Source organism: Cystobacter fuscus DSM 2262, from assembly GCF_000335475.2.
GTDB lineage: Bacteria > Myxococcota > Myxococcia > Myxococcales > Myxococcaceae > Cystobacter > Cystobacter fuscus.
Genome location: NZ_ANAH02000017.1, coordinates 238,016 through 260,320, shown reverse-complemented (window position 1 = coordinate 260,320; position 22,305 = coordinate 238,016). Strand labels below are relative to the sequence as shown.

Annotated in this window: 16 protein-coding genes; 6 read left to right on the top strand and 10 right to left on the bottom strand. The window is 65.9% G+C overall.

The features are described from left to right. Positions 1-3 precede the first annotated feature (3 nt). From hmgA to D187_RS28365, 3 genes are all read left to right on the top strand, one after another. The gene (hmgA, locus tag D187_RS28375) at positions 4-1,314 is read left to right on the top strand and encodes a homogentisate 1,2-dioxygenase (protein WP_002625497.1); all 1,311 of its coding nucleotides are present in this window, start codon (positions 4-6) and stop codon (positions 1,312-1,314) included. Positions 1,315-1,708: 394 nt separating this feature from the next. Continuing rightward, a complete protein-coding gene (locus D187_RS28370) occupies positions 1,709-4,264 on the top strand; it encodes a sensor histidine kinase (RefSeq protein WP_002625496.1) in 2,556 nt (851 codons plus the stop codon). Beyond that, positions 4,261-6,780, top strand: coding sequence for a non-ribosomal peptide synthetase (locus D187_RS28365; RefSeq protein WP_002625495.1), 2,520 nt, complete (start codon positions 4,261-4,263; stop codon positions 6,778-6,780). The genes D187_RS28370 and D187_RS28365 overlap by 4 nt, the downstream gene beginning before the upstream one ends. A gap of 93 nt (positions 6,781-6,873) precedes the next feature. On the opposite strand, the gene D187_RS28360 is transcribed toward D187_RS28365, so the two are convergent. Next, positions 6,874-7,785 (bottom strand): LysR family transcriptional regulator, encoded by a 912-nt coding sequence (locus D187_RS28360; RefSeq protein WP_002625494.1) that lies wholly within the window; start codon positions 7,783-7,785, stop codon positions 6,874-6,876. Between the two features lie 110 nt (positions 7,786-7,895). Between D187_RS28360 and D187_RS28355 the strand changes: the two genes are divergently transcribed. Continuing rightward, positions 7,896-8,894 carry an MBL fold metallo-hydrolase gene (locus tag D187_RS28355; protein ID WP_002625493.1) on the top strand — a complete coding sequence of 333 codons (999 nt, stop codon included), beginning with the start codon at positions 7,896-7,898 and terminating at the stop codon, positions 8,892-8,894. 19 nt (positions 8,895-8,913) lie between these two features. Here the strand turns inward: D187_RS28355 and D187_RS28350 are convergent, their stop codons facing one another. From D187_RS28350 to D187_RS28335, 4 genes are all read right to left on the bottom strand, one after another. Next, positions 8,914-9,450, bottom strand: a complete 537-nt coding sequence (locus tag D187_RS28350) for a YybH family protein (RefSeq protein WP_002625492.1) — start codon at positions 9,448-9,450, stop codon at positions 8,914-8,916. A 320-nt stretch (positions 9,451-9,770) separates the two neighbouring features. Beyond that, on the bottom strand, positions 9,771-10,334 hold the full coding sequence (locus D187_RS28345; protein WP_043431737.1) for a YybH family protein: 564 nt from the start codon (positions 10,332-10,334) through the stop codon (positions 9,771-9,773). A gap of 389 nt (positions 10,335-10,723) precedes the next feature. Beyond that, on the bottom strand, positions 10,724-12,358 hold the full coding sequence (locus D187_RS28340; RefSeq protein ID WP_002625490.1) for a GMC family oxidoreductase: 1,635 nt from the start codon (positions 12,356-12,358) through the stop codon (positions 10,724-10,726). 123 nt (positions 12,359-12,481) lie between these two features. Beyond that, positions 12,482-13,666: an RICIN domain-containing protein gene (locus tag D187_RS28335; protein WP_002625489.1), complete on the bottom strand. Its 1,185-nt coding sequence runs from the start codon at positions 13,664-13,666 to the stop codon at positions 12,482-12,484. Between the two features lie 349 nt (positions 13,667-14,015). Here D187_RS28335 and D187_RS28330 point away from each other — a divergent pair, with 349 nt between their 5' ends. Next, the gene (locus D187_RS28330; protein ID WP_002625488.1) at positions 14,016-15,266 is read left to right on the top strand and encodes a cellulase family glycosylhydrolase; all 1,251 of its coding nucleotides are present in this window, start codon (positions 14,016-14,018) and stop codon (positions 15,264-15,266) included. A gap of 109 nt (positions 15,267-15,375) precedes the next feature. Here the strand turns inward: D187_RS28330 and D187_RS28325 are convergent, their stop codons facing one another. Continuing rightward, positions 15,376-15,771 (bottom strand): VOC family protein, encoded by a 396-nt coding sequence (locus D187_RS28325; protein WP_002625487.1) that lies wholly within the window; start codon positions 15,769-15,771, stop codon positions 15,376-15,378. Positions 15,772-16,062: 291 nt separating this feature from the next. On the opposite strand from D187_RS28325, the gene D187_RS28320 reads away from it, so the two are divergent. Next, a complete protein-coding gene (locus tag D187_RS28320; protein WP_020918343.1) occupies positions 16,063-18,261 on the top strand; it encodes an ATP-binding protein in 2,199 nt (732 codons plus the stop codon). A 157-nt stretch (positions 18,262-18,418) separates the two neighbouring features. Here D187_RS28320 and D187_RS28315 read toward each other — a convergent pair whose 3' ends face one another. From D187_RS28315 to D187_RS28300, 4 genes are read right to left on the bottom strand one after another with little or no spacing between them, the layout of a single operon-like run. After that, positions 18,419-18,577: a DUF1427 family protein gene (locus D187_RS28315; RefSeq protein ID WP_020918342.1), complete on the bottom strand. Its 159-nt coding sequence runs from the start codon at positions 18,575-18,577 to the stop codon at positions 18,419-18,421. Next, positions 18,574-18,801: a DUF1427 family protein gene (locus D187_RS28310; RefSeq protein WP_020918341.1), complete on the bottom strand. Its 228-nt coding sequence runs from the start codon at positions 18,799-18,801 to the stop codon at positions 18,574-18,576. The genes D187_RS28315 and D187_RS28310 overlap by 4 nt, the downstream gene beginning before the upstream one ends. Further along, positions 18,798-20,423 (bottom strand): MFS transporter, encoded by a 1,626-nt coding sequence (locus D187_RS28305; RefSeq protein WP_020918340.1) that lies wholly within the window; start codon positions 20,421-20,423, stop codon positions 18,798-18,800. Before D187_RS28305 ends, D187_RS28310 begins: the two co-directional genes overlap by 4 nt. After that, a complete protein-coding gene (locus D187_RS28300) occupies positions 20,413-22,278 on the bottom strand; it encodes an amidohydrolase (protein ID WP_002625482.1) in 1,866 nt (621 codons plus the stop codon). Before D187_RS28300 ends, D187_RS28305 begins: the two co-directional genes overlap by 11 nt. Between the last annotated feature and the right edge of the window lie 27 nt (positions 22,279-22,305).

The window sequence follows — 22,305 nt, the reverse complement described above, 5'->3', positions numbered from 1 at the left end:
GCCATGGACACCAGCCACTCTCTCTCGGGCTTCGGGAACGAGCATGCATCGGAGGCCATCCCCGGTGCGCTTCCTGTCGGCCAGAACACGCCGCAGCGCGTCGCGTTCGGCCTCTACGCCGAGCAGATTTCGGGCACGGCCTTCACCGCTCCGCGCGGTGAGAACCGGCGGACGTGGTTCTACCGGCTGAGGCCGAGCGCGACCCACCCGCCGTACCGTCGGACGGAAGCACGTCACCTGCGCAGCGGGCCGTTCGACGAGGTTCCGCCGACGCCCAACCGGCTGCGCTGGAATCCACTGCCGCTGCCCACGGAGCCGACGACGTTGCTCGAGGGGCTGTTCACGATGGGCGGCAATGGCTCGCCCGCCCTCGGCACGGGCGCGGCGATGCACGTCTACGCCGCGAACGCGTCCATGGTCGACACCGCGTTCTTCAACGCCGACGGGGAGCTGCTCATCGTGCCGCAGTCCGGGGCACTCCGGCTCGTGACCGAGATGGGTGTGCTGCGGGTTGCGCCCGGGCACATGGCGCTCATCCCGCGCGGGGTGCGCATGCGCGTGGAGCTGCCGGACGGGCCGGTGCGCGGCTACATCTGCGAGAACTACGGCGCGCCGTTCCGGCTCCCCGAGCTGGGCCCCATCGGCTCCAATGGCCTCGCCAATGCGCGGGACTTCCTGGCACCCACGGCGAGCTACGAGGACATCGAGCGGCCGACGCGCGTCGTGCAGAAGTTCCAGGGCCACCTCTGGGAGACGACGCTCGAGCACTCGCCGTTCGACGTCGTCGCGTGGCATGGCACGCACGTGCCGTACACGTATGATCTCGCGCGATTCAACACCATCAACACGGTGAGCTTCGATCACCCGGATCCGTCGATCTTCACGGTGCTCACGTCGCCGAGTGAGACGCCTGGGACCGCCAACTGCGACTTCGTGATCTTCCCGCCCCGGTGGATGGTCGCCGAGCACACGTTCCGGCCGCCGTGGTTCCATCGCAACGTGATGAGCGAGATGATGGGGCTGGTCCACGGTGTCTACGACGCCAAGGCGGACCAGTTCGTGCCGGGCGGAGTGTCGCTCCACAACTGCATGAGCTCCCACGGCCCCGACCGGAAGACCTACGAGGAGGCGGTGGCCGCGGACCTCGCGCCGCGGAAGATCGACAACACGCTCGCCTTCATGTTCGAGACGCGCTGGGTCATCGCGCCGACGAGCGCGGCGATGGAGAGCCCGACCCTGCAATCGGATTACGACGCCTGCTGGGGTGAGCTCCGCAAGGCCCAGGTGCCCGCGAAGGGCGGCGCCGGACAATGAAGCTCGCCTCCCTGAACGAGGGGAGGGATGGCCGCCTCGTCATCCGTAGAGGGTAGAACGAGGCTCCTGACTCGCCGGGGTCCACCCGCCACGAGCCAGACCTGCCCGGCCGCTCTTCCCGGAGCTGGAAACTTGCTCCGAGCGGGTCCGGGAACTTCATGGAGAGGACCCACGAGCGCAATCCAGGGTGCCGCCTACCCTGGCGAGCGTGGAGTGGAGCGAGGCCGTGCATCGTCGGACGGCACACGTCTCCCAACCCCCGCGGACAATGGTGCCTGGCGCGAGCAGCACGTCCGGCACGACTTCCCCTGCCCACGGTGTTCGGGTCTTGACCGCACTCCATTCGAGGACGGCATCTGCGCCCCGTCCGGGGCACAGTGGTTGCTCGAGACCCATGACGACGTCGCCGCATAGCGGTTCTCTCCATCGGTTCGAGCGGGTGCTCGCATGGCTGGTGCCAGTCGCGAGTGGGCTCGCCGTTCTGGTTGCGGTTCTGGATCTGCTCGGCTGGTCCCTGGCGAGCAGGCTCCTCATCCAACTCGTTCCCTGGCCAGGCGCGGGCATCATGATGCCGAACACCGCGGTGGGCTTCATCCTGAGCGGCACCGCGCTCTGGCTGCTCCACGAAGAAAAGGCGAACCCATGGCGGCGAGGAACAGGTCAGGCCCTGGCGCTCACGACCCTGCTGTTGGGGGGCCTGACCCTCTCCGAGTACATCTCCGGGGCCGACCTTGGAATCGACATCCTGCTCTTCAGCGAGACCGTCCAGCAGCTGACCCCGAAGCTCCCGGGACGGCCCGCGCCCTCGACCGCATTGAGCTTCTGTCTCACGGGGCTGATGCTCCTGCTCATGCATGTCAGGACCCGCCAGGGGTGGCTCCCAGCCCGGCTCCTGGCCCTGGTCGTCATGCTCCTCTCCACCCTGGTCCTCATCGGGTACCTCTACCTGGAGGAGAGCCTGTTCGAGCCCGAACGGCTCGTCTTCCACCTACCGCCCTCCTTGCCCATGGCGGTCCATTCAGCGCTCCTCTTCCTGCTGCTGTCGCTCGGCGTCCTGTCCGTCCATCCCGAGCGAGGGCTGACACGCCTGCTCCTGCGAGACGACATCGGGGGCATCATGGCGCGCCGGCTGCTCCCCGCGACCATCCTCATCCCCCTGCTGGTGGGTGGAGTCCTGCTCCTGGGTGAACGGCTGGGGCTCTACGGGGCCACGTTGGGCATCTCTGTCTTCGTGGTCATCACGATGGCCGCCGTCCTGCTCGTGGTCGGGTGGAATGCGAGCACCCTCTCCCTGATGGATGCGCGGCACCGGTCCGCGGAAGCACTCCGCGACAGCGAGGAGCGATTCCGGACCTCGTTCGAGCACGCACCGATCGGAATGTCCCTGACCGGTCTGGACGGCCATTTCCTGAACGTGAACGGCGCACTGTGCGAGCTCCTCGGTTATTCGCAGCAGGAACTCCTCACCAAGACGTTCCAGGACATCACCTGCGCCGAGGACCTGGAGTTGGACCTGGAGAACGTGCGCCGACTGATCCAAGGAGAGCTCAGCACCTATCAGATGGAGAAGCGCTACATCCACAAGGATGGCCACCTCGTGACCATCCTGCTGACAGCCTCCCTGGTGCGCGACTCTCGGGGTGAGCCGCTCCACTTCATCGCGCAGATCCAGGACATTTCCGAGCGCAAGCAGCTCGAACAGGCGTGGCGCTTCCTGGCCGAGGCGGGTCCGCGGCTCGCGGCCTCGCTCGAGCCCCGGACCACCCTGGCCACCGTCGCGGGGTTGGCCGTTCCCGCGCTGGCCGACTGGTGCATGATCGACCTCTTCGATGAAGGCGGGCGGGTGCAGTGGGTGGAAATCATGGCGGCTTCCCCGGAGAAGGCACACCTGCTGCGCGAGATGATCACCGCCTACCCCCATGACCTGACCCAGAAGGGAGACATCGTCGCCCACGTCCTCCAGACGGGAAAGCCGGCGCTCGTCCCGGAAATCCCCGAAGCGATACTCGAGGCGACGGCGAGGGACGCCCGTCACCTGGAACTGCTCCACCGCCTCGAGTCCCGCTCGGGCATCGTCGTGCCCCTCGCCACGCGAGAGCGCGTCCTGGGCGCGATCATCCTCACGATGTCCGAGTCAGGGCGCCGCTACGGCGCCCGGGACCTCTCCCTCGCCGAAGAGCTCGCCCATCGCGCCGCGCTCGCCATCGACAATGCCCGCTTGCATGAACAGTCCGGGCAGGCCACGCGTACTCGCGATGAGGTCCTCCGGGTCGTCGCCCACGATCTCCGCACTCCGCTGAATGTCATCTCCCTGAGCGCCAGGAAGTTCCTGACGTCTCCACCCGAGAAGAGAATCGCCGACACGACATCGCTCGAGTCCATACAAAAGGCGGTCGACCGGGCAACCCGGCTCATCCAGGACTTGCTGGACGTCGCCCGGATGGAGGCCGGCCGCCTGTCGGTGGAGCGCGGCTTGGAGCAGACCGCGCGGCTCGTCAGGGAGGCCGCCGAGTTGCATCGCGCGCTCACGGAGGAGAAGTCCATCCAGCTCACGGTCGCCGTCGCGGAGGACGCGCCACCTGTCTTCGCCGACCGTGACCGGGTGATCCAGATCCTCTCGAACCTGCTCGGCAACGCGCTCAAGTTCACACCCGCGGGTGGACGGATCGCGCTTCGGGCCGAGCCGGCGGGGCACATGATGCGCTTCTCCGTGAGCGACACGGGCGCTGGGATTCCAAAGGAGAACCTGCCGCACCTCTTCGAGCCCTTCTGGCAGGCCTCCGCGGGAAACAAGCAAGGAGCCGGTCTGGGACTCGCCATCGTGAAGGGGCTCGTCGAAGCCCACGGAGGACGCATCTGGGTCCAGAGCCAACCAGGAAGGGGGAGCACCTTCTTCTTCACGCTTCCCACCGTCATCCCGGCCGCTGAACACTCCTCGCATCACGCATGAGCCCAGGCTTCAACAGCACGGCCGAGCCGGTGCAGGCTGCGGTCTTCATGTGGAGCGTGATGCATGGCCCCCCTCATCCCCTCTCGGCGAACTGGACCCTGGAGGACGCCCTCGCGCGGATGCTGACGGCCAACCCGGCGCGCCGCGACAAACCGGCGCTCCTCACGGATGAGGGCTCCATCAGCTTCCAGGAGCTGGACACGCGGACCCATCGACTCGCACGTGGGGTGCGGACGCGGTTGCGCACGGCGTCCTCGTCCGCGCCCCAGGCGACGCCGCTCGTGGGCGTGTGCATGTCGCGAGGGCCGGCCATGGCCGAGGTCCTGTTCGCCGTGCTGCGAGCGGGCGGTGCCTATCTGCCCCTCGATCCCACCTATCCCCTCGCGCGGCTGGCCCACATCGCCGCCGAGGCGGCTCTCTCGCTCATCGTGGCCGGACCCGAGCACGAATCGCTCGTGCGGCAACTCGCCCCCCCATGCCCGTATTGGGTGTTCGACCCGCGTGCGCCCCTCGACCTGGAGGGAGAAGACTCCGAGCGACCCGAGTCCACCTCCCCGCCAGCGGGCGAGCGGCCCTTCGCGGTGCTCTACACCTCGGGCAGCACCGGACGGCCCCGCGGCGTATGTCTGCCGCACCGGGCGGCGCAGAACCGCTTCCAATGGATGTGGCGGGCCTTCCCCTTCGCCGAGGGCGAGGTGTGCTGTTTCAAGACCCCTCTGGGCTTCGTCGACTCCATCTGGGAGCTGTTCGGCGCGCTCCTACAGGGAGTCCCCGTGGCCATCGCACCCGATGGCCTCGAAAAGCAACCCGAGCGCCTGCTCGCCTTCGCGGCGCGCCACGGCGTGAGCCGGTTGATCGTCGTCCCCTCCTTGCTGCGACTTCTGCTGCCGCATCTGTCCCCTCCACCCGGTGATTCAGGTGTGCCCGTGCCGAAGTTGCACCTGTGGACTTGCAGCGGAGAGCCCCTGCCCTCCCCGCTCGCCGAGGCGTTCCTCGCGCGGCGACCGGGCGACGTGCTGCTCAACCTCTATGGCAGCACCGAGGTCATGGGCGACGTCACGGCGCACGTGTGCCGCGCGGGAGAGGACCCCGTTCCCATCGGGCGACCCATCGACAACACCACCCTCGAGCTGCTCGATGAAACGGGGGCCCCCGTGAAGGTCGGCGAGCGGGGCATCCTCCATGTGCGGGGCGCGAACCTCTCGCTCGGCCATCTCGGCCCCGGTGGGGTCTCGGCATGGACGGAGGAGGGAGGACGCTACGACACCGGAGACCTCGGCCGGATGGTCCGTGACCCCAGCGATGGCGGTTGGATGTTGCTCCACGAGGGCCGCCGGGACCGGCAGGTCAAGCTGCTGGGCAACCGCTTCGAGCTCGCCGAGCTCGAGCGCGTGCTCCTGCGCTGCGAGGGGGTCCTGGCCGTCGTGGCGCTGGTGCGGGAAGACGCGGAGGGGCCCTCGCTGCTCGGCTTCGTCCAGCCGCGCGAGCCTGGAGCGGTGACCCTGGAGGCCTTGCGTGCGGTGTGCGAGGCGGAGCTGCCGCCCCATGCACGGCCCGCCCTCGCCCTCATCGAGCACTTGCCACTGCTGCCCAATGGAAAGCTCGATCGCCAACGGCTGCTCGCGCTCGGGAGAACGGCCGCGGCACTCGGAGAGGATCCCTTCTCGGCCGCCTGGCACGCGGTGCTGCCTCGGGCGCCCATCGAGGAGGACACCGATTTCTTCCAGGCGGGAGGAACCTCACTGCTCGCGGTGGACCTGCTGCGCAGGCTGCGCGAGGCTGGCAAGCCGGTGTCCCTCGAGCAGTTCTACGCGGCCCCCTCGCTCGCCGCGCTGCGGCGGGGAGCCCGCCTGGAAGTCCCACACGGAACGCTCACGGTTCGCCCCTTGGAGGCGGCGCGTGATGCGCTCGGCACGGCGGCGGTGAACCTGCTCGCTGACCGCTTCGACGAGATCGACCCGCTCAAACAGGCGCTCGGAGCGACACGCGCCGATCTGCATGCGTTGTTCGCCAGCTACCTGGATGCCTGCGTGATGGAGGGCCTGTCCTTCGTGGCCGTCGATGGACGCGGGGGACTGGTGGGGTGCGTGGTGGCCGCCGATCTGTCCCGGGTACATACCCACGAACGGGAGGGTCTCTTCGTGGTCGCTCCGCGACTGCGAGCGTTGGACGCCATCATGAGCGCGCTCATGGCGCCCTGGTGTCACCAGCCGTCCGAACCGGGTCCAGGCGAATGGGTCTACGTGCTGCTGCTGGCGGCCACGGGGCAGCGAGAGGTGGCTCGGGTCGCGCGCGAACTCGAGACCACGGTGATCGGCGCGGCCCGCGCACGAGGGTATCGGGGTGTCGTCACGATCAACTCGCATGTCCTGACGCAACACCTGTGTGAGGAGCTGGGCTACCGCACCGAGGCGAGCCTGGACGTGCGTGGGTTCGTCCACGCGGACGCACGCCCTTTCGCCCAGGTGCCCGAGGGCGGCGCGGAGCTGCGGCTACAAGTCCTGCGCTGCCCTTGAGGGTGCCAACGTCGACATCGCCCCCGGAGAAGGATCCTTCCGCCGCACCATCTCCTGGAGTCATCCCATCACGACGCAACCCGATCCTGGGCCCTACGCCCCATGGCTGGCCGCGCGAACGAAGCGCTCCCTCAGCCACTGATGCGAGGGATCGTACTGTGCACGGGCATGCCAACCCATCGCGAGGTCGAATGGCTGCATGGAGAAGGGCAATGGCAGGAGGTCGAGCCCCGATGCGTAGCGTTGGAGAAACCTGCTGGGGAGCGTGGCGACACAGTCCGTAGCGGCGAGGACGAGGGCGACCTGGTTGTAGTTCGGAACGGTGATGGCGACACGGCGCGCCTGGCCATGCCGCGCGAGGACGTCGTCGACCGCGCTATGAAAACCACCCCCCTGGGAGACCATGACATGACTGAGCTGGCAGTAGTCCTCGAGTGTGGGCGCCCTCTGGCCTCTGGGATGCCCCTGGCGCTGGGCGAAGCAGAACCCGTCGGTGAGCAGGCGGCGGCTCTTGAGCGCGTCGGGAATCTTGGCTGAAAGCCCGACGTAGAGGTCGATCTCTCCACGTTCCATCCGGTAGGTCAGATTCTCCTCGGCCGGCGCGACGAAGCTGAGACGGATACCGGGTCCACCAAGACCAAGGACGTCCCGGGCCACGGCGAGACCGATGGTCGTGAAGAAGTTGTCGTTGAGCGCGATCGTGAAATGGCGCTGCGCCTCCTGGGGGTTGAACTCCACGCGGCTCACGACGGCGCTTTGCAGATCGAGCAGCGCCTGGTGCAAGGCCGGCTGCAACTCGAGCGCCCGCGGTGTGGGGGTCATTCCGCGACCCGCCTCGGAAGGAACGAGCAGGGGATCCTTGAACAGCTCGCGCAAGCGGCCGAGCTGGGCGGAGAGTGCTGGCTGACTCACGTTCAACCGGCGGGCCGCACGTGTCACGTTCAGCTCCTCGAGCAACACGTCCAGGGAAATGAGCAAGGGCAGGTCCGCCCGCCGGATATCCATCCCGTCTATACCTCCTATAAACGCGCGCAACTCACGGTGGGCGCGAGGCAAACGTATGTATCCCTCACCGGGGTTCGTACCGAGCCCACGGCATCCCAACAGGAGCAAACATGCGTTTCCATCGATTTCTTCTCGACAGCGTGGTCGCGGCAGCGGCCCTGTTCTCCAGCGCCATGCCACTCACCACCGAGGCGTCGCCGCCGGAAACCGGTACCAGCGTGGCCCAGGCGCGAGCACAGGTACCGGGTGTCTACCGCTACCGCGTCGGTGACTTCCAGGTGACCGCGCTATCCGACGGCACCGTGCCGCAGGACCTGCACGCCCTCCTCAGGGGAACGTCACCCGCGGAGGTCGACAAGATGCTCCACCATGCCTTCCTGAGCAATCCTGTCGAGGCGTCCATCACCGCCTTCCTGATCGATACGGGGAGCCGGCTGATCCTGGTCGATACCGGCGCTGGCGGCTTGTTCGGACCGGGCTATGGCGGCAAGCTCCTCGGCAGCCTCAAGTTGGCGGGCTACGAGCCAGAGCAGATCAACGACATCCTGCTGACGCACATCCACACGGATCACAGTGGCGGCCTCGTCAACGAAGGCAACCGGGTGTTCCCCAACGCCACGCTGCACGCCGGCAGGCCGGACCTGGACTTCTTCCTCAATCCCGCGAACCAGGGCGGCGCCAATGGCTACGACAAGAAGTACTTCGAGGAAGCAGTGAAGACGGTCGGGCCGTACATGAAGGCCGGGAAGGTTCAGGGGTTCACCCGCGAAACCCAGCTCTTCCCCGGCATCAAGGCCATCCCAACCCCCGGCCATACCCCCGGGCATGGCTTCTACCGGGTGGAGAGCAAGGGCGAATCCATCACGTTCATTGGCGACATCGTCCACGTGGCCTCCGTGCAATTCCCGAACACGGCGATCACGATTGTCTACGACGTCAGCCCCAAGGAGGCCGCGGCTCAGCGTGAGAAGCAGTTCGCCGCGGCGGCGGGCAATCGCGCCCTGGTCGCGGCGCCGCACCTGCCCTACCCGGGGATTGGCCACATCCGCGCGGAGGAGCGGGGCTACACGTTCGTCCCGGTGGACTACCGCGATCGCCATCAACCCTGAATGACCGGGCGCGCTCGCTCTACTTCGACACGGTGGACCCGGCGGGGACCAGGATGGACTCGTGGAAGTGCAGATAGCGCCAGCGCCCGTCCCGCTTGGCCAGGACGAAGGTGGCGCGAGTGGGCTGCTCCAGCACGGAGCCCCCCGGTCCAGTCATATAGACCCAGTTGTAATGGCAGAACGCATACGCCATGTCGCCATTCAGGAAGACTCGCAGATCCGTGACGTTTCCACTGTAGACGGAGAAGGGGCTGTTCAGGAAACCCTGGTAGTAGCCTTGCAGCTCCGCCATTCCGAGCAGGGGCTGATCCAGCTCCACCGCGACGTATGACACCTGGCTGCGTGCTTCCCAGAGGCTCAACAGCAGTCCCATGTCCTTCTGGATGAATCCCTTCGCGTAGTCTTCGATCGCCCGGAGGATGGCCTGCTCCTCGACCCCCAGAGTTCCCACGTTCATCGGCGTCACCACTCCCTTGCAACACGGCTCCTCGGCCTTGCTGGAACCCTGGAGTGCTATCACGACCACGAGAACGATGATGAATTGAATGGCTCGCATGTACTTTCCCTCTCGGCCGGCTCTGGCTCGCGGATTGAAACGACGCTTCCTGGATGGACCCATTTTCCGGGCGCCCAACCTGACATCGGATGCGCTCGCATGCAACTGCCAGAACGATGCCATTGCCCGGGAGGGTAATGCGGCGGCTTACCCCTGGTGAAACATCCTGGAATCCCTGAAGGTGTGATTTACTTCACACCTCCCGATGGGAGGGTCAATCCTCCGGGGGAGAGTCAGCGCACACCCAGACGCCCCTTCCCGACTCCGCATTCCACTGTCCGTGAGTCGCGGAGGGCCCCGTCCCCGACTCCGCGTGCCTCCTACTGAACAACGGTTCCCACCAGGCCCGGAGCAGAGGGGGCTTCGTAATGGAAGGAGATGGACTCGTGGAAGTGCTGATAGAGCCATCGCCCGCCACGCTTGCGGAGCACGAAGGTGGCGCGAGTGGGCTGCTCCAGCACCTGCCCCCCCGCCCTGACGCGGTAGACCCAGTTGAACTGGCAGAAGACATACGCCATGTCACCCTTGAGGAAGATCCGTGGATTCGTGACCTCTCCGCCGTGGACGATGAGGGTGTCCAGGAAGCTCTGATAGTACGCGCGCAGTTCCTCCGCCCCGGAGAGGGGCTGATCCAGCTCCGCGGCGACATACGACACTCCCTCCGGGGCCCTGTAATCCCAGAGGTCGAGCAACAGCCGCATGTCCTCTCGGATGAAGCCTTCCGCGTAGCCCTCGACAGCCCGGAGGATGGCCCGCTCCTCGTGCCCCCTCATCTCCGCTGTCACCGGGGGTGACAACGTGTCGCAGCAGGAGTCCGACGCCTTGCTGGAACCCTGGAAACCCATCACGAGAACGAGAACGGCAAAAAATGGAATGGTCCGCATGATCCCCTCGAAGCCAGAATAATCAACACATCGAAGTGACAGTCCCTGAATGGCCCTGCCTCGTGGCACCCATCCGTGTTCCTGCTTGGATGCGAATGCAATCAATTGCCAGAAGGATGCCACGCCACTTCGATGGCCTCGTGGAGCATTCCTCACGATGGAGTTGCTTGTAATTGCTAGAGATGTGAAGGACTTCACACCCCCCAGGTGGGAGGGTCAAACCCTCCCGGAGGAGTCAATCTCTACCCGGACTCGAGGGCAAGGGATGAACGGCGACGCGGAGAGGCGTGGGCCTCGAAGAGCCCGGCACGAGGGAGCGCCAGGAAAAAGCCGAGCCCTTCGAGAGGAAGGGCTCGGCTGGAATCAAGGAGAGGTCGGATCCTCGTTGCTCAGGATGCCCCGAGGATGAGCCGGCCGCACCGGTCGCCGATCATCATCGCGGGGGCATTGGTGTTGCCCGAGGTGACGAAGGGCATGATGGCGGCGCTCGCCAGCCGCAATCCCTTGACGCCACGCACGCGCAGCTCCGGGTCCACCACCGCCAGCTCATCCGTGCCCATCTTGCACGTGCCCACCGAGTGGAAATCGGATTCGGAGTGCTGCCGGAGCGCTTCCACCCACTGCTCGTCGGTAACGACTTCCGGACCGGGAGTGTGCTCCACGTCCTCGACCCAGTCGCGCAGGCCCGGCGCGCTGAGCAACTGGCGGACGAGCTTGTAACCCTCGAGCTGGTTGGAGACGTCCTCCTGCGTGCCCAGGAAGTTCGGGTCGATGACGGGGGCGTCCTGGTGGTTGGCCGAGCGCAGCTTCACGGTGCCACGGCTCGTCGGGTGCAGGTTGATGAGGCCGAAAGCCAGTGCCTCGGAGGGATAGGACCCCCAGCCATAGCGCATGTAGTACGTCTGGACCTGGAACTTCGGAGACCCTGGGCGAGGACCCTGGCCCGTGAAGACGTTCACGTCCATGGTGGTGAGATGGGTGTCGGGCTCGGGCCGCCGGAGCTTCTTCACCGCCACCGAGACGAGGTGGTCATGCAGGTTCTTCCCCACCCCCGCGACCTTCGCCACCACGGGGATGCCATGGGGCTCGAGGTCCACCGGATCACCAATGCCCGAGAGCATCAGCAGGTGGGGCGTCTGGATGGTGCCCGCGCAAACGATGACCTCTCGCCGCGCCTCCACGGACAGCTCGCCGCTGTCGCCATCGAGGATGACGCGCTCGAGCCTCTTCGCGCTGTCGAAGGCGAGGCGCTTCACCCGGGCATTCAGCATCAGCGTGAGTCGGGGATCGGCCAGGTATTGAGACACGAAGGTGGAGAAGGCGTCCTGGCGGATGCCGTCCACCACGTTGAGTTGACTATAGGTGACGCCCAATTGGTTGTCGCCGTTGTAGTCCTCGTTGAAGGGATGGCCGAGACCCACCGCGGCCTGGACGATGGCCTGGGACAGCGCGTTGCGCGCGGTGAGCTCGTTGGAGGGGCGGATGGGTCCAGTCAGGGCCTGGAAGGAAGGAAGGACGCTCGCGAAGTCCCAGCCGCGGCACCCGGCCGCGGCCCAGCCATCGTAGTCGGCCCGGTTGCCGCGCACCCAGACCATGCCGTTGATGGAGCTGCTGCCACCACTCACCCTGCCACAGGAGTAGGACTGGGGCCTGCCCTTCAACGAGGCCTGAGGCTCGGACTTGTAGGCCCAGTCGGTCTCGGCGCCCGGCTGGGTCAACTTGTAGGACTGCGTGAAGTCCCTGATCTCCGGACGATCATGGGTGCCGCCCGCCTCGATGAGGAGGACACGGGCGTCCGAGTCCGCCAGGAGCCTGGCGGCCAGCGTGCAGCCCGCGGAGCCCGCACCGATGATGATGTAGTCATAGTCCCGCGAGTCCGAGCACCCGATGAGGGTCGGCATCCCGAGCGCGGCGGTCGAGAGACCGAGCAACCTCAGCAACTCACGGCGGGAGTACCTGCCCGCGGCCGCTACCTGGAGGAGTTCCTTCGTGTCGGAGGTGGAGCGTGTCTTGTTCCTGCTCATCTGTGCCTGCTTTTCCTGGAGTGGACGTGCGCCGGGGTGCTTCGTACTACGAAAAAGGGGCCCCGCCCCTTCTTCCAGTGGCACCCCGGGCACGCCCCGCCCTTCACTCCAGGCACTCCCCCATCAGTTCGGCGGGCAGAAGACGATGTCGAAGTCCTCGGCGTTGCACGCCGCCATCACCGAGTCATCGCCCGACCACGAGTACGACTGCGAGCACATCGCGTCGAAGTACTTCGCCACGGGGCTGTTGGGGTTGTCGCGGTCGCGGCTCACGCAGGAGATGATCTGGCCGGCGCCGTTACGCAGCTGGCCCTCCGCGGGGCACTTCGCCAGCATGTCCATCGGGCAGCTGCGCGTCTGGCCCGTGCAGGTCGTCCCACCCGCCAGATCGTAGGGAACGATCTTCAGGGGGAGGTTGTTGGCATCCACGTGGCTGAGGTTGAACCAGTCCCAGCTGTTGTAGGAGTAGAACACCTCGTTGAAGCCGAACTCCGCCAGCGAGTGATGCTCGAAGCCCGGGTCCTCGCCCTTGCGGAAGCCCCAGTAGCGCTTGGTCAGCATCATGTCCGTGACGGAGCCGATGGTCCGGCACGCCTCCTGGCCCGAGTTCAGGTCTCCCCCGGAGATGTTGTTGCCGGCGAAGGTGACCGGGAAGGAGCACCGGTTGATGAAACGCAGGCTCGTCTTCCCATCATTGGTGCCCAGACACCCCTTGCCCGTGGACGGAGGCGGTGGGGTGGTGCCTCCATCCACCCGGTCGAAGGTGAAGAGCTGGTTGGCGGCACCGGTATACGTATACTGGACGTACTCCGTACCGTTGTTCGCCGAGCCCCAGTACAGATCGATGGCCAGGTCCGTGTGGCGCGGATGGATGCTGAACTGGTTGTTGCTCCGGCTCACGAACTTGAATTGCTGGTTGCCCCCGCCGACGTACGACCACTGATGCACCTTGGCGTTCAACGCGGTGCTGACATCGATGATGTCGAGCCCCTTGCCGCTGGCGACGTTGATGATCTTCCAGTACCCGTCCGACGTCGGGGAGATGTGGAACTTCTGCGCGTTGTTGCCGTTACAGTCGTACTGCTGCACCTTGGCGCCATCCGCGGTGCTTCCCGAGGCCACGTCGACACACTTGTTCGTCATGACGGAGCGGATGACATAGTCCCCCTCCGTGATGCTCGACACGATGGCCTCGCGCTCGAGCTGCCCGGTCCGCTCCGCGGGCTCCACCTCGGCGACATTGCATCCACCCACTCCCGCCAGGACGCTCAACAGAGACACACAACGGAACGCCGTCTTTCGCGACATGATGTTCTCCTCGTGAGGGAAGAAAGGGGGTTGCTCCCTCTCAGGTCGCTGCCAAAGCAACCTTCATGCCGTTTTCTTGATTTTTAATTATTTCATGTTTTAACGTTTTCATGGACGTGCCCCGTGTTGCGCACGTGACCGTTGTCATTGTCACCTGGTGACACGAATCACCACCCTGATGACTCGAGTCACCAGGGGTGGTGGCCAGGCGCTTCATTCACGCTTCAAATTTCCTCGTGGACTGTATGCACAAGGCCGTGGTGACTCACCGCGGGCCCTCACGCGCCATCCCCATGTGGCCCCACCTTCGCAAGGCTCCCGGCATTACCATTTAAAGGGGTTTTTCCACATGTACCGGTTCATTGTTGGGATGGCGGTCCTCACGCTGTTGGGGGTGGCGCCCGAGGCGCACGCCAGACGCGCGCCGGAGACGCTGACGATTTCGGGCAAGCAGCTCTTGATCAATGGCCAGCCGTTCATCGCCAAGGGAGTCAACTACCAGCCCGTGCCCCGGACAGGTCCGAGCAACTGGCCCGATGACTGGACCATGAACCGGACCGTGGTGTTCAGCGACCTGGCCAAGATGAAGGAGATGGGCGTCAACCTCATCCGCGTCTATGTGCAGTATGACCGGCTGTTCCAGAACTGGGACGAGCAGAACGATCCTTCGTCCGACCCGAGCCGGGTCGACCAGACAGTGCTCGCCAACTACCGCGCCGTGCTGGACGAGGCCGACCGCCAGGGCATCTACGTCCTCATGAACTACTTCCTGCCCACCTCCGTGGACTACCGCGTGGGACAGCAGGTGAAGTTCAACAAGGACGCGCGCACGCGGCACAAGCTGCGCTTTCGCAACATCATCAACGTCTTCAAGAACCGCACCGAGTTCCCCATGGTGTTGATGTGGGCGTTCGGCAACGAGAACAACTTCGAGTGGAACCGCGGGCAGATGACCTCCGAGGCGATGTTCGACTTCCTCGGCGAGGCGATCCGCGAGGCCGATCAACAGGCGGATTCGGCACACCCCTATACCGTGGTCCTCGGGGACAACCCCCAGTTGGACATCCACAACACCAGCCTGCTCAACCGGGCGCCCCTCGTGGATGTCTGGTCCATCAACATGTACAACACGGAGCAGGGCTTCAAGAACATCATCCAGGGCTACTCGCTCAACAAGCCGCTCCTGTTCACGGAGTTCGGCTATGACGCCTGCCAGCACAACAAGGGCTGTGACTTCTCCAACCCGGAGGGGCGCGGCACCCAGGAAGCGCAGTTGCAACAAGCCGCGTTCTACCAGAGCCGTTGGGAGAACACGATGCTGCCCAACCTCAGCGCCAGGAGCACCGCCAACAAGCTGCTCGGCGGCGTAGTGTTCGAGTGGAACGACGAGTGGTGGAAGGACGGAGCCGGCCCTCGTGACGTCCACGACACCGGGGGGTTCTCCAACGCGAACCTCACTCCCGACTGCTTCATGAACGAGGAGTGGTTCGGACTCTCCACCGCCCTCAAGGAGACCGAGACCAGTGGGCGCTACTACCGTTCCGCCTTCACCCAGCTCAAGAAGATGTGGACCGCTCCGGGACTGACGTCCGCCCAGTAGGCCGGCTCGACACCTCCGCGCCCCGGCCTCCTGACCGCCGGGCGCGCTCCGCCTCTTTGCCCGCTGGAGTCGGAGTCACCCCTTCCGCTCAGGAGGGTGAAGCCCCTGCTCAAGGGTTGCCGTGGGACACCGCCTCGATGTTGTTGCCGTCCGGGTCCAATACGAACGCGCCGTAGTAGTGAGGATGGTAGTGCGGCCGCTCACCGGGCGCACCGTTGTCCTTCGCACCGCTCTTCAGCGCCGTCTGATGGAACGCGTCCACCGCCGCCCGGTTCCTGGCGGTGAAGGCCACATGGCGGGGCGAGGCGGGCGTCTTCACCTCGATGAGCCACAGGATGCTCTTTCCGGGGGGGCCGAAGGAGCACATCCGCCGGGTGGGGAACTCCGGGTCCCACGTCGCGGTCATCTCCTGCACGAGGCCATGGCCCAGGGACGCGAGCACGGCCTCGTAGAACGCCTTCGATGTGGGGTAGTCCGTCGTGTAGAAGCTCAGGTGGTCGATCATGGTGGCGGCGTCGTAGCAGAGTATGGGACTGAATCGGGCAGGCTCTCTGTGGGACCGAGCCCTCGCCGACCCGTCCGCACCTCCAAGCCGGGAGGTCGCCAGGATGGGAAACCTCCGCGATCCAGAGTCGACATTCAGGCAGGCGATCACCCGCGTGCTTTCTCTAGGAATTTCAGTGGCTTGTCTTGTGTCCCCACTGGCTGTCCACGGCCCGTGAAGCCCGAACAGCCAGCCCCCATGCATCCATTTTCCAGCCTCCATCCCACTCTGGCTCGTTCGACGCTCCTCAAGATGGGCGCGCGCATCGCGGTCATCATCGCCCTCTCCACGCTCTTCAGCTACCTCCACATCCTGCACACGCTCCGCACCGAGGCCCTCGATCGGTTGCAGCAGCATGTCTCGGAGCGCAGCGAGCGCGAGCAGGCCATCTTCCTCTTGGCGGAGGACAACCACGCCCTCTTCAGGAAAACCCTGACGGAGAGGATCCGGTCCCTCCAGCAACATGAAGAGGAGGTGCGCGTCCGCTTCGACAGCCTTTTCGTGCGGCGACCCGATGGCACGGTCCGCAACCGGCCCGAACTCCTCGATGGCACGAGGATGGCGCAAGTCTTCATTCCCTCACACGTGGTCCTCGACGCCGGGTTTCGCGCCCGGGTGATGGCCGCGTACGACATGCTCAACTGGTACGGCCCCGTCGTCCAGATGCGCTTCACGACGACCTACGTGACCTTCCCGGAGGGCGCGATCGTGGGCTTCCTGCCGACGTTCCCCACCTGGACCCAGGATCTCCCGCCTGATTTCTCGCTCGATTCCTACGAGGACTTCCCCCTCGGCAAGCCCGAGAACAACCCCCAGCGGCGGACCGCCTGGACGGGCACGTACAAGGATAACGTCTCCAACACCTGGATGACCTCGGTCAACACACCGGTGGACCTGGACGGCCGCCACGTCGCTTCCATCGGCCACGATGTCCTGCTCGACGAGTTGATGGCCCGCACCATCAATGATCATCTGCCCGGTGCCTACAACCTGCTCTTCCGCGATGATGGGCAGCTCATCGCCCATCCCGAGCTGAAGCTGGAGGGCACCACCCGCGCCTACAACATCCTGAGCAATGCCGAACAGCCCGAAGCCGCGGCCAGACTGCTCGGCTCCGCGGAGAACGCGGCCCACCTGCGCGCCATCTTCGAGCGGGTGAAGGGCCTCGAGCCCGCTCGAGCCTTGCTGGAGCTGCCGGAGTACGGCGAGTATGTCGCCGTGACGCAACTGCGCGGCCCCGGGTGGCATCTGGCCACGGTGCTGCCCGAGCACGTGGTGTCCCAGCCCGCCATGCTCGCGGCTCGCTACGTCCTGCTCATCGGTATCCTGTCGCTGCTGCTGGAGCTGGCCATCATGTACCAGGTGCTCCAGCAGCAGATCACCCGCCCCCTGCACGCCTTCACCCAGGCGACCGACAAGGTGGCGGCCGGAGATTTCCAGGTGGCGCTGGACACCGCACGCCGCGACGAGCTGGGGCAGCTCGCCCAGGCCTTCCAGCTCATGGCCGACGAGGTGAAACGGCGCGAGGAGGCACTGCGCCAGGCCAACGAGGGACTGGAGCAGCGGGTGGAGGAGCGCACCCATGAGCTCAAGGATGTCCACCTGCAACTGGTGCAGACGGCCCGGCGCGCGGGCATGGCGGAGATCGCCACCAACGTGCTGCACAACGTGGGCAATGTCCTCAACAGCGTCTATACCGCCTCCCAGGTCGCCAAGGAGCGGGTGCACGAGATGCGGCTGGAGCACGTGGTCCGGGTGGCTCACATGCTCCAGGAGCGACAGGCCGATCTCTCCACCTTCCTCACCCAGGATGGGCGCGGGCGCAACCTCATGCCCTTCCTGGACAAGCTGGGGCAGAATCTGCTCGAGGACCGTCAGGAAATCGTGTCGCTGTTGGATGACGTGGGCCGCTATACCGAGCACATCGGCGACATCGTCAAGGTGCAACAGGACTACGCCCGGACTCCGCGCATGCATGACCGGGTCTCCCTGGCGGATTTGCTGGAGGATGCCTTGCGCATCAACTCCGCCGGGATCGTGCGCCACCAGGTGAAGGTGCAGCGCCACATCACGCCCCTCCCTCCCGTGATGACTGACAAGCACAAGACGTTGATGATCCTGGTCAACCTGGTCAGCAACGCCAAGTACGCCATGGACGGGGTGCCACCGAGCGAGCGGCTGTTGACGGTGAAGCTGGAGCAGTCGGCCGCCGACCGGGTGCGCATCTCCATCCAGGACAACGGCGTGGGCATCGCGCCGGAGATGCTCACCCGCATCTTCCAGTACGGCTTCACCACGCGCGAGGAGGGTCACGGCTTCGGCCTGCACTCCAGCGCCATCGCGGCCCAGGAGGAGCTGGGCGGCGCCTTGACCGCCTACAGTGACGGGCTCGGTCACGGTGCTACGTTCACCCTCGAGCTTCCCTATCTCCCCGCCAAACAGACGACTTGAGAAATGCCGTCACGGAGTTCCTCGCTCGCCCGAGCGCCGAGCCCAGGCACGCGACGATGCACCATCCCCCATGCAACGCGGATCCACGCGAGAGCAAGAGGAACGGAGGGTGAGTGTCAACCTGCGTTCCTCGCTCTTCCCGCCAATGCGTGTCATCTCAGCTCAGGAGATGATCGCCGAGCAGGTAGCCAACGGTCATGGCCAGCACCAGCAGCGCGCCTTGCAGTTTCGGCGGGGCGGGCAAGGGAATGTCGAGCAGGCGGCAGCCGGCGCCGATGGCCAACGCCAGGACAGGACCGACCATGAGCTGCATCATGTCCGCGTCTCCTTGGTATCACCGCTGGGCCCGCCGCAGTCGTGGCGATGTTGCGCGGGGTGCGCCGCGATGAAATTGTCGGCCAGCAGGTAACCGCTCGTCATGGCGACAACGAGTGAAGCGCCAACCAGCATGGGCGGCGCGGGCACCGGAATACCCAGCCAGCGGCAACCCAAGCCGATGGCGAGGCCGAGCAGCAGGCCAACACAGAATTTCCAGCTCAAGGGACGTTCTCCAGCGCGACGAAGTGAGAGCTTGATGGCGTGGCGCCGACGAAGTGGCGCACGGATGGCGGCTGCGCGTCGAGATGCAGGGCGCGAAGCCTGTCCTGCAAGCGCTGCTCCTCGTGGGTGACACGCTCATGCTGGCGGAGGTGTTCCAGCCAGGAATCGACGATGAAATATTCGAGAAAGCGACCCGGCCGCGCCGCGTCCTCCATCACCCCCCACTGCACGGCACCATCGCGCCGACGAGTGCCTCCGAGCAGGTGGATGTGATGCAGGAACTCCTCGCGATTCGCCGACTCGATGACGTATTCCACCGTCACGAGCACCGGACCTCGGGCAGGGTCGATCTTCGCGGCCACGGCCGGCCGCGGCCAATGCGCGGACGGGGTGGTATCCCGTGCCATGGCCACGCTCAGACGGAAGCGCAGCGAGAAGACACCCGCGAGTACCGCCAATACCGCCGCCACCGTCAGCGCGAACCCGGTGCCGGCGTGTTGCGCGAGCGTCCCCCAGATCAGGCTGCCCCCCGCCATGCCCGCCGAGAAGACCATGATGTAGAGCGACAGCGCCCGGGCGCGAACCCAGGCGGGTACCGAGACATGCGCGGCTGTCTGCAGCGAGGACAGCACGGTGATCCACGACACGCCGTTGGCCAGCATCGCCACGCAGAGCAGCCGCAGATCTCGGATGCCCGCCAGGGCCAGCATGGTGAGGGCGTAGATCAGGGTCGCGGCTGGCACCAGCCAGTCGGCATTGAACCGTTCGCGGAGCTTCGGCAAGGCGATGGCACCACCGATGGCACCCGCACCGATGAACCCCAGCAACATTCCATAGGTGCCCGCCCCGGCGGAGAGCTGCTGTCGAACCACGATCGCCAGCTGCGCGGGGAGGGCACTGGCGAACACGAAGAAGCAGGCCGACTTGACCAGCACCGACCGGAACTCGCCGGCTTGCACCGCATAGCGCAACCCCGCGCGCAGTGCGCCACCGAAAGACTCGGTGGGCAGGGTCGAGACGGACTGCGCCGGCTTCCACCGCCACAGGACGAACACCACGCCCAGGAACGACAGCGCATTCAGTGAGAATGCCCAGGCCGCGCCGAATCGCGCCACGACCAGCCCGCCCAGGGCGGGGCCGATGGAGCGCGCGATATTCATACCGATGGAGCTCAATGCCACTGCCGGTGCCAGCACCGTGCGCGGGACCAGGTCGGCGGTGGTCGCGGCCTGTGCTGGCATCGCCATCGCCGCGCCCGTGCCGAGCGCGAATGTCAGACACAGCAGGGACCATGCACCGAGCCGGCCGGCATGTGCCTGCAGGGCGACCAGGGTGACCACGAGGAGCATCCACAGTTGCACCCCGAGCAGGTAGCGCCGACGGTCAACGATGTCCGCCAGCGTGCCGGCAACGAGCGCGAACGCCACGACCGGCAACGTCGTCGCGGACTGCACTGCCGCGACCATGAGCGGTGAGCCCGTCTGCTCCGACATGAACCAGGAGGCGGCGACATCCTGGACCCAGGTTCCGATGTTGCTGGTCAGAACCGCCAGCCAGAGCGCACGGAAGCTCGGATGGCGAAGTGGTGCCCATGCACCAATCGCCGGAGCATCAGAAGGCATAGCACAAGCACCCCAGTGCACCCCAGAAGTCGCGCAGCCCGCCGCCCGGCGTCGGGTGGTGTGCGGCATGATCCTTGCCATGACCATGCACGGCACACGACGTTCCGTGTGAGTGCGAATGCCGTTGCGCTCGAGCGAACATGGAAAGGGCCTGCGCCTGGGTGCCGCCCTGGTAGCCACCAAACCGGCTCACCGGCGACCAGTCCGGCATGGGCTTGGGCAGCGAGGGGGCGAGCGGGCCGAAGTCACCACCGCCGTGAACCACCTTGCCACCCACCACGGTCAACACGCTGGTGATGTCCTTGATGGCTTCTTCCGGCACATGAAGGAAGTCCGAGGATAGCAGTGCGAAATCGGCATATTGGCCAACCTTCAGCAGGCCCTTGCGATCCTGCTCATGGGAGAGCCACGCGCTGCCGTGCGTATACAGGCGCAGGGCTTCTTCTCGCTCCAGCAGGTTGTCGTCGCCATACATCGACAGACCGCCCACGGTGCGGCCGGTGACCAGCCAGTACAACGCCACCCACGGGTTGTAGCTGGCCACGCGCGTGGCATCGGTGCCGGCGCCAACCGGCACGCCCGCCTCCAGCATCTTGCGCACCGGCGGAGTGTTCCGGGTCGCCGCGCTGCCGTAGCGCTCCGCGAAGTACTCGCCCTGGTACGCCATGCGATGCTGGATGGCGATACCGCCCCGCAGGGCGCGCACGCGCTCGATATTGCGGTCGGAGATGGTCTCGGCGTGGTCGATGAACCAGTGCAGTCCGTCGAAGGGCACCTCGCGGTTCACCTTCTCATAGACATCGAGCACGCGACCGATGCTCTCGTCGTAGGTGGCATGGATGCGGAACGGCCAGCGGCGCTGCGCCAGCAGGCGAACCACGTCTTCGAGCTCGCCCTCCATGCCCTGCGGAAGCTCCGGGCGCGGTTCACGAAAATCCTCGAAGTCCGCCGCCGAGAAGACCAGCATCTCGCCCGCGCCGTTGTGGCGCAGCATGCCGTCGCCCTGGTACGGCGTCAGCATCCGCGACCACTTGTCGAAGTCCGCGAGCTCGCCCCCCTTCTTCTGGGTGAACAGGTTGTAGGCGATGCGCACCGTCAGCTCGCCATCGGCATGCAGCTTCTGGATGATTTCGTAGTCGTCCGGGTAGTTCTGGAAGCCTCCGCCGGCATCGATCACCGAGGTGATGCCCAGCCGGTTCAGCTCGCGCATGAAATGGCGGGTGGAGTTGAGCTGGAATTCCGGCGGCAGCTTCGGTCCCATCGCCAACGTCGCGTACAGGATCAGCGCATTGGGCTTGGCCAGCAGCAGGCCCGTGGGATTGCCGGCATGGTCTCGCTCGAGCCGTCCACCGAGAGGATCCGCACTGTCCTTGGTGTAGCCGACCGCGCGCAATGCGGCGCGGTTGAGGAGTGCTCGGTCGTACAGATGCAGGATGAAGACCGGGGTCTCCGGCGCGGCCTCGTTGAGCTCCTGCAGCGTCGGCAGCCGCTTCTCGGCGAACTGATGCTCGCTGAAGCCGCCCACCACCCTCACCCACTGCGGTGCCGGTGTCCGTGCCACCTGCTCCTTGAGCATCGCCATCGCGTCGGCCAGCGTGCGCACGCCGTCCCAGCGCAGCTCCATGTTGTAGTTCAGGCCACCGCGGATCAGATGGAGGTGGCTGTCATTGAGGCCGGGAATGAGGCGCCGACCCCCGGCATCGATGATCCGGGTCCTGGCGGTGGCATGCGCCATCACCGTGGCCTCGTCGCCGATTGCCAGCAGGTTGCCGTCGGCGACGGCCAACGCCGTCGCCGACGGGTTATCCCGGTCCAGGGTGGTAATACGAGCGTTTCTGACGATCATGTCGGCCATCGGTACAATCCTTTCCATTCCGGCGAC